The following is a 6,285-nucleotide window of genomic DNA, read 5'->3' as shown; positions in this document are numbered from 1 at the left end:
GGCGATCGCGATGCTGGCGATCTCGGTCAACCTTGTCGCCGACTGGGTGCTCAACCGCACGACCAGCCTGAAGGGAGGGCGCGGGTGATGGCTGACAGCAAAGCAAATTCCGGCCGACTTCTCGACATCCGCAATCTGCGCATCGAGGCGACCGTCTACCCGCCCGGCGAGGCGCCGAAGACCATCACCCTTGTCCATGATGTCTCGCTGACGCTGGAGAAGGGCAAAGTGCTCGGCTTGATCGGCGAATCCGGCGCCGGCAAGTCGACGATCGGCCTGTCCTCGATGGGTTATGGCCGGGGCGGCGTGCGCATTACGGGCGGCGAGGTGATCCTCAACGGCCGCGATATACTGAAGGGCGGCAAGGAGGGCTTGCGCAAGCTGCGCGGCCGCGAAGTGTGCTATGTCGCCCAGTCGGCGGCGGCGGCCTTCAATCCGGCGCACCGGCTGATGGACCAGGTGGTGGAGGCGACGCTTCTGCACGGCACGGCAACCCGGGCCGAGGCCGAAAAGCGAGCCGTCGCGCTGTTCAAGAAGCTCAGCCTGCCCAATCCGGAAACGATCGGTGAGCGCTTCCCGCACCAGGTCTCGGGCGGCCAGTTGCAGCGCGTCATGACGGCGATGGCGCTTTGCTCCGAGCCTGATCTGATCGTCTTCGACGAGCCGACGACAGCGCTCGACGTGACGACGCAGATCGATGTGCTGGCGGCGATCAAGGACGCCATCCGCGATACCCATGTGGCGGCTTTATACATCACCCACGACCTCGCCGTGGTGGCGCAGGTAGCGGACGAGATCATGGTGCTGCGCCATGGCCGGCTGGTCGAATGGGGCGGTCCCCGCCAGATCATCAAGGAGCCGCGCCAGGAATATACCAACGCGCTGGTCTCGGTGCATGAGATCGAGCACAACGAACAGCAGCCCGGCACCACACCGATGCTGTCGGTGAAGAACGTGACGGCCGCCTATGGCGGCGGTCTCGTCAAGGTGCTGAAGAACGTCTCGATCGACATCTACCCGGGCCAGACGCTGGCCGTCGTCGGCGAGAGCGGTTCCGGCAAATCGACGCTGGCGCGCGCCATCACCGGCCTCCTGCCGCCCGAGCAGGGCAGCGTCTTCTTCGACGGCCGAACGCTTGGCAACAGGCTCTCCGATAGGCCGAAGGAGGATCTGCGCCAGCTGCAGATGATCTACCAGATGGCCGATGTCGCGATGAACCCGCGCCAGACCGTGGGAACGATCATCGGCCGGCCGCTCGAGTTCTATTTCGGCATAAGAGGCCGCGAGCGCGACAAGCGCGTCGCCGAGCTGCTCGACCAGATCGAGATGGGAAAGGGCTTCATCGACCGCTATCCGGCCGAGCTTTCGGGCGGCCAGAAGCAGCGCGTCTGCATCGCCCGTTCGCTGGCCGCCAAGCCGAAGCTGATCATCTGCGACGAGGTGACCTCGGCGCTCGATCCGCTGGTCGCCCACGGCATCCTCAAGCTGCTGCTCAACCTGCAGCAGATCGAGAAAGTGGCCTATCTCTTCATCACCCACGACCTCGCGACGGTGAAGTCGATCGCCGATTCGATCGCGGTCATGTATCGCGGCGAGGTCGTCCGCTACGGCTCCAAGAGCAAGGTGCTGGCGCCGCCCTTCGATGCCTATACCGACCTTCTCTTGTCCTCCGTCCCCGAAATGGAGATCGGCTGGCTGGAGAAGGCGATTGCCGGCCGGCGCATGGAAAGCGCCGGCAACTAAGCTGGCTAGCTCTTCGCTGCACTTCTCGGACTTGGCCGGACCGGTCAAGCCCGCCGATCTCTCCCGCCAGACCGCATGGAATTGCCCGTGGCGCTTAAATCCAAATTGCTGCTCATCATCCTTGACGGCGTGCCCTACCGGAACTGGCGCCGGCTCATGGGCAATCTCGAAGGCTGGGTACAGTCTGGTGAGGCGCAAGTGTGGAGAATGCGCTCCGTGCTGCCGTCAACATCGGCCTGCTGCTACGCCTCGATCCATACCGGGGTCACGCCGCAGGTTCATGGCATCCTCTCCAACGAGAACCGGTTCCGGGTCAGGCAGCCCGATATCTTCTCGGAGGTCAGCAAGGCCGGCGGCAGAACCGGGGCGGTGACGCATTCCTACTGGTCGGAATTCTTCCGCTCCCATCCATTCGATCTCGTCGAGGACATGGAATTCGACGAGCCTGGCGGGCCGATCACGCATGGCCGCTTCCACACCATGACCGGCTACAATCTCAAGAACCAGATGACGCCGAGCGATGTCGACCTGTTCGCGACATTGACCATGCTCACCCGCCGCCACGGCATCGACTACGGCGTCCTGCACAGCTGCACGCTGGACTCGATGGGCCATCGCTTCGGCCACGACTGCCACGAGATGGATCATGCCTGCTACGCGATGGACGGTATGCTCGCCGCCTTCCTGCCCGGGTGGCGCGAAGCCGGCTATGAAGTCATCGTCACCGCCGATCACGGCCAGACGGACCGCGGCCATCACGGCGGGCATGACGACGAGATGCAGGATTTCGCGCTCTACTATTTCGGGCCGGCGAAGGGTCCAGAAGCCGACGCGCTGCTCGACCAGCTGCAGCTCGCGCCGACGGTGCTGAGCCGGCTCGGCGTGGAGGTGCCGGCGACGATGAAGGGGAAGGTGTTTTTGATTTAGCTTCCCCTTCTCCCCTTGTGGGAGAAGGTGTCGCCAAAGGCGACGAATGAGGGGTGTTTCAGTGAACGCCAACGTCTCACTCCGCTGGAACACCCCTTAACCCGTCTCGGCGCTCCGCGCCGATCTACCTTCTCCCACAAGGGGAGAAGGGGGAGCCACCTCTGGCAACGCTCATCTTCTTCGGTTAGCTTCCGAAAATTCCCTGGCGGAGGATGAACCTTTTTGGACCGACCAGCGACAGAGCCACGAGGAGCCAGGCGGCTCGACCGGCCATGAACGCGGCGACCGAAACCGATCGCGCGCTTGTAGACCGGGTCGCGAAGGGCGACCGGGCCGCCGTGCGGCTCCTGTTCATGCGTCACCACGCGCGGATCTACCGTTTCGTGGCGCGCCAGACGGGATCGGACATGATGGCCGACGATATCACCAACGAGGTCTTTCTCGAGCTGTGGCGCCAAGCGCCGGGCTTCGAAGGCCGCTCCGAAGTCTCGACCTGGCTGCTCGGCATCGCCCGCTTCAAGGCACTGTCCTTGCTGCGCAAGAAGAAGGAAGACTGGATCGACGACGATGACGCGGCGCAGGTTCCCGACAGCGCCGACACGCCGGAAGTGGTCACCATGAAGGAAGACAAGGCCGCCGCCTTGCGCCGCTTTGTCGATGCCTTGCCGGAGGAACACCGCACGGTGATCGACCTTGCCTATTACCATGGCCAGTCGGTGACCGAGATCGGCGAGGTGCTCAACATCCCGGTTGCCACCGTCAAGACCAGGATGTTCTACGCCCGCAAGAAACTCGGCGAGGCCCTCAAGGCGGCCGGTTACGACAGGGGGTGGCCATGAGCGCCGCTGAAAAGATGTCGCGCCGCGACGAGATGGAGACGCTGCTGCCGTTCTACCTCAACGGTTCGCTGGAAGGCGCAGAACTCGAAGCCGTCGAGGAATGGCTGGCCTCCGATCCTGCGGCGATGGCCGCGCTCGGCGAGGCGGAAGCCGAATTCTCCGGCACCGCCGCCGCCAACGAAGCGATCCGACCGCCGGCCGACGCGCTCTCCCGGTTTGCAAGGGCGCTCGACGCCGAGGCCGGTCCGGCGCGCACGCCCCCCGGCCAGTCATGGCTGGCGAAGGTCTTCGGCCGGGTCACGGCAATCCCGTCGGGTGTCGCTTGGGCGGCGGCCGCGGCGCTGCTTGCACTGGTCGTGGCGCAGTCTTTCGAGCGGCCGGGCGGCAAGGGCAACGACTTTGAAATCGCTGGCGCTGAGGATGATCTGGCAAACCTGCCCTTCGCGCTGGTCAAGTTCAAGCCGGATGCCAGGATGTCGGATATCGCCGCCTTCCTTGGGCAGAACGGGCTGAAGATCGCCGGCGGGCCGACCGCCGACGATGTGTTTCACGTGACAATCCCGGCCAGCACGGCGGCCGACTACGACAAGCTCGTCGGCCTTATTGCCGCCCAGCCTTTCGCGGAAGCTGTGGTGCAGGGAAGGAAACCGGTCGATGGCGGCTAAGGCGGTCGTTCTTCATGCGGCAATCCTCGCGGCGACATTTGTAGGCGCTCCCGCCGTGGCGCAGACCAACGATCCGAACCTCTCGCAAAAGCAGATCGACTGCCTCAACCGGACGACGGCGGCCGGCGCTGACTGCGACGAGGACGGCGTCAGGAATGGTGGCGGGCAATCCGGCGCGGGCAATGCCGTCGGCGGCGCCGTGTTCCTGCCGTCGCTGATTGTCGACCTGTTCCCGAATCCGCCTGCACGGCCGACGCCTGCGCCAACGCAGCCGGCGCCCCCAAAGAGCCCAACAAGCACAGCGGCGCCTGCTCCGCCGCCAAGCGGCCCCATCACACCGCCTACCGGGCTCAATGTCGTCGCGCCGCCGCGTGCGGTCAGTGGCGACTTCGTGCCCGACGAGGTGCTGGTGACGGTCGCCGGCGATGCCGGCGCGGTGCAGCAGATCGCCACCACCTTCGGACTTCAGGTGCGCTCGCAGCGCCAGTCGCGGCTGCTCGGCACAACGCTGGTGCGCTACGGCATTCCGGACGGACGGCCGGTCGGCGTCGTGCTGGCGCAGCTTGCCGCCGACGGGCGTACGCAGCGGCGTGAGCCCAACCACATCTATTCGCTGCAGCAGGCAGCCGGCATCGTGAACTATGCCTTCGAGCGCATCGCGCTCGATTCGAAACAGGCGAGCGGCGAGAACGTGCGCGTCGCCGTCATCGACACCGGCATCGACGATACCAACCCAGCGCTAAAAGGCGTGATCGCCGACCAGTTCGACGCCATGCCGAACGTGCCGATCAAGAAGCGCGACCACGGCACCTCCGTCGACGGGCTGATCGCCGGCGTCGGCGCGATGCCTTCCAGCGCGCCGGGCGCCAAGATCTATCACGCACGGGCCTTCGAGGGCGGCAAGTCGAGTATGGATGTCATCCTGTCGGCGCTCGACTGGGCGGCGGAACAGGACGTGCGCATCATCAATATGAGCTTCGTCGGGCCGAAGAACGACCTCCTCGGCACCGCCTGCCGCAATGCGCGCGCGCTCGGCATGGTGCTGGTCGCAGCGGCCGGCAACAACGGGCCGAAAGCGCCTTACGGCTATCCGGCAGCCTTCGACGGGGTCATCGCGGTCACCGCGACCGACGCCAAGGACGGGCTGATGCCGCAAGCCAATCGCGGCGCCTATGTCTTCCTCTCGGCGCCGGGCGTTGAGATGGTTGCGCCGAGCGGCACCGGCTCGGACGTGGTGACCGGCACCTCCTTCGCCGCCGCGATCGTCTCAGGCGCGATCGCCAACCTGATCCATGCCGCGCCCGACCGCTCGGCCGATGAGATCGAGAAGGCGCTGGCGGCCACGGCCAAGGATCTCGGCCCGAAGGGGCGGGACAATGACTTCGGCTATGGGCTGTTGGATATAAAAGCAGCTGGGGCTGCGAAGAAATAGGCTCCCGAAAATCTGGGGCGCCGGCGGGACAGCACCCCCCTCTGGCCTGCCGGCCATCTCCCCCGCAAGGGGGGAGATCAGCAGTTTCAGCGCCGACCCCGCTCCTCAAAGTCGAGTATTGGCGAATACGGCTGCGACGTCCAATCTCCCCCCTTGCGGGGGAGATGTCCGGCAGGACAGAGGGGGGTGCGACGGAACTCAACGCGTCTCGTCTGTCGGAACACGATACCTACACCGGCGCGCCGGCCACCGACCCCCGCACCACCAGATCGACCGGCCAGACCTCGCCGCGCGCGCCCTCTTCCAGCCCTGATATGCGCGCCGCCAACCGCTCGGCAACACGCGCGCCGGCAAGGCGGATAGAGGAGCGCGTGGTCGACAGCGGCACCGGGAAATTCTCCGGCCGCAGCCAGGGAAAGACGTCGTCATGGGCGACCAGCGACAGATCGCCCGGAATGGTCAGGCCGAGATCGCGCACGGCGCGGACGACGCCGAGCGCCATGATGAGACTGGAGCAGACGATCGCCGTCGGGGCTCCGCTTTCTTCGAGCAGGCGGCGGGCGGCGCGATAGCCATTTTCCTCGGTCATGGTCGTGGAACAGATGTGGCGCTCGCCCAGTGTCAGTCCGCTGGCGGCAAGCGCCCGGCGCACGCCGCGCTCGCGATGGATGGCGAAGGT

General features: G+C 65.8%; 6 protein-coding genes and 1 pseudogene. 6 read left to right on the top strand and 1 reads right to left on the bottom strand.

Annotation, left to right across the window (positions count from 1 at the left end):
* The 6 genes and pseudogenes from EOA60_RS14325 to EOA60_RS14300 all read left to right on the top strand — a co-directional run.
* A pseudogene (locus EOA60_RS14325) lies at positions 1-88 on the top strand (ABC transporter permease); the annotation flags it as partial.
* Positions 88-1,743, top strand: coding sequence for an ABC transporter ATP-binding protein (locus EOA60_RS14320; RefSeq protein WP_128311521.1), 1,656 nt, complete (start codon positions 88-90; stop codon positions 1,741-1,743). The pseudogene EOA60_RS14325 and the gene EOA60_RS14320, both read left to right, overlap by 1 nt.
* A gap of 87 nt (positions 1,744-1,830) precedes the next feature.
* On the top strand, positions 1,831-2,670 hold the full coding sequence (locus tag EOA60_RS14315; protein WP_095824426.1) for an alkaline phosphatase family protein: 840 nt from the start codon (positions 1,831-1,833) through the stop codon (positions 2,668-2,670).
* Between the two features lie 272 nt (positions 2,671-2,942).
* A complete protein-coding gene (locus EOA60_RS14310; RefSeq protein WP_095824373.1) occupies positions 2,943-3,509 on the top strand; it encodes a sigma-70 family RNA polymerase sigma factor in 567 nt (188 codons plus the stop codon).
* A complete protein-coding gene (locus tag EOA60_RS14305; protein ID WP_095824427.1) occupies positions 3,506-4,174 on the top strand; it encodes an anti-sigma factor in 669 nt (222 codons plus the stop codon). The genes EOA60_RS14310 and EOA60_RS14305 overlap by 4 nt, the downstream gene beginning before the upstream one ends.
* Positions 4,164-5,606, top strand: coding sequence for a S8 family serine peptidase (locus EOA60_RS14300; RefSeq protein ID WP_128311519.1), 1,443 nt, complete (start codon positions 4,164-4,166; stop codon positions 5,604-5,606). The genes EOA60_RS14305 and EOA60_RS14300 overlap by 11 nt, the downstream gene beginning before the upstream one ends.
* Before the next feature lie 229 nt (positions 5,607-5,835).
* On the opposite strand, the gene EOA60_RS14295 is transcribed toward EOA60_RS14300, so the two are convergent.
* On the bottom strand, positions 5,836-6,285 hold a 450-nt coding region (locus tag EOA60_RS14295), incomplete at its 5' end, for a substrate-binding domain-containing protein (protein ID WP_164899307.1).

Source organism: Mesorhizobium sp. M1A.F.Ca.IN.020.06.1.1 (genome assembly GCF_004023265.1).
GTDB lineage: Bacteria > Pseudomonadota > Alphaproteobacteria > Rhizobiales > Rhizobiaceae > Mesorhizobium.
The sequence above is the reverse complement of the archived record's forward strand: the minus strand, read 5'-3'. Positions and strand labels throughout refer to the sequence as shown.

Bases quoted from the DNA above. Each gene is read 5' to 3' on its own strand.
- EOA60_RS14310 (WP_095824373.1), top strand. From the start codon at position 2,943: ATGAACGCGGCGACCGAAACCGATCGCGCGCTTGTAGACCGGGTCGCG.
- EOA60_RS14320 (WP_128311521.1), top strand. From the start codon at position 88: ATGGCTGACAGCAAAGCAAATTCCGGCCGACTTCTCGACATCCGCAAT.
- EOA60_RS14300 (WP_128311519.1), top strand. From the start codon at position 4,164: ATGGCGGCTAAGGCGGTCGTTCTTCATGCGGCAATCCTCGCGGCGACA.
- EOA60_RS14305 (WP_095824427.1), top strand. From the start codon at position 3,506: ATGAGCGCCGCTGAAAAGATGTCGCGCCGCGACGAGATGGAGACGCTG.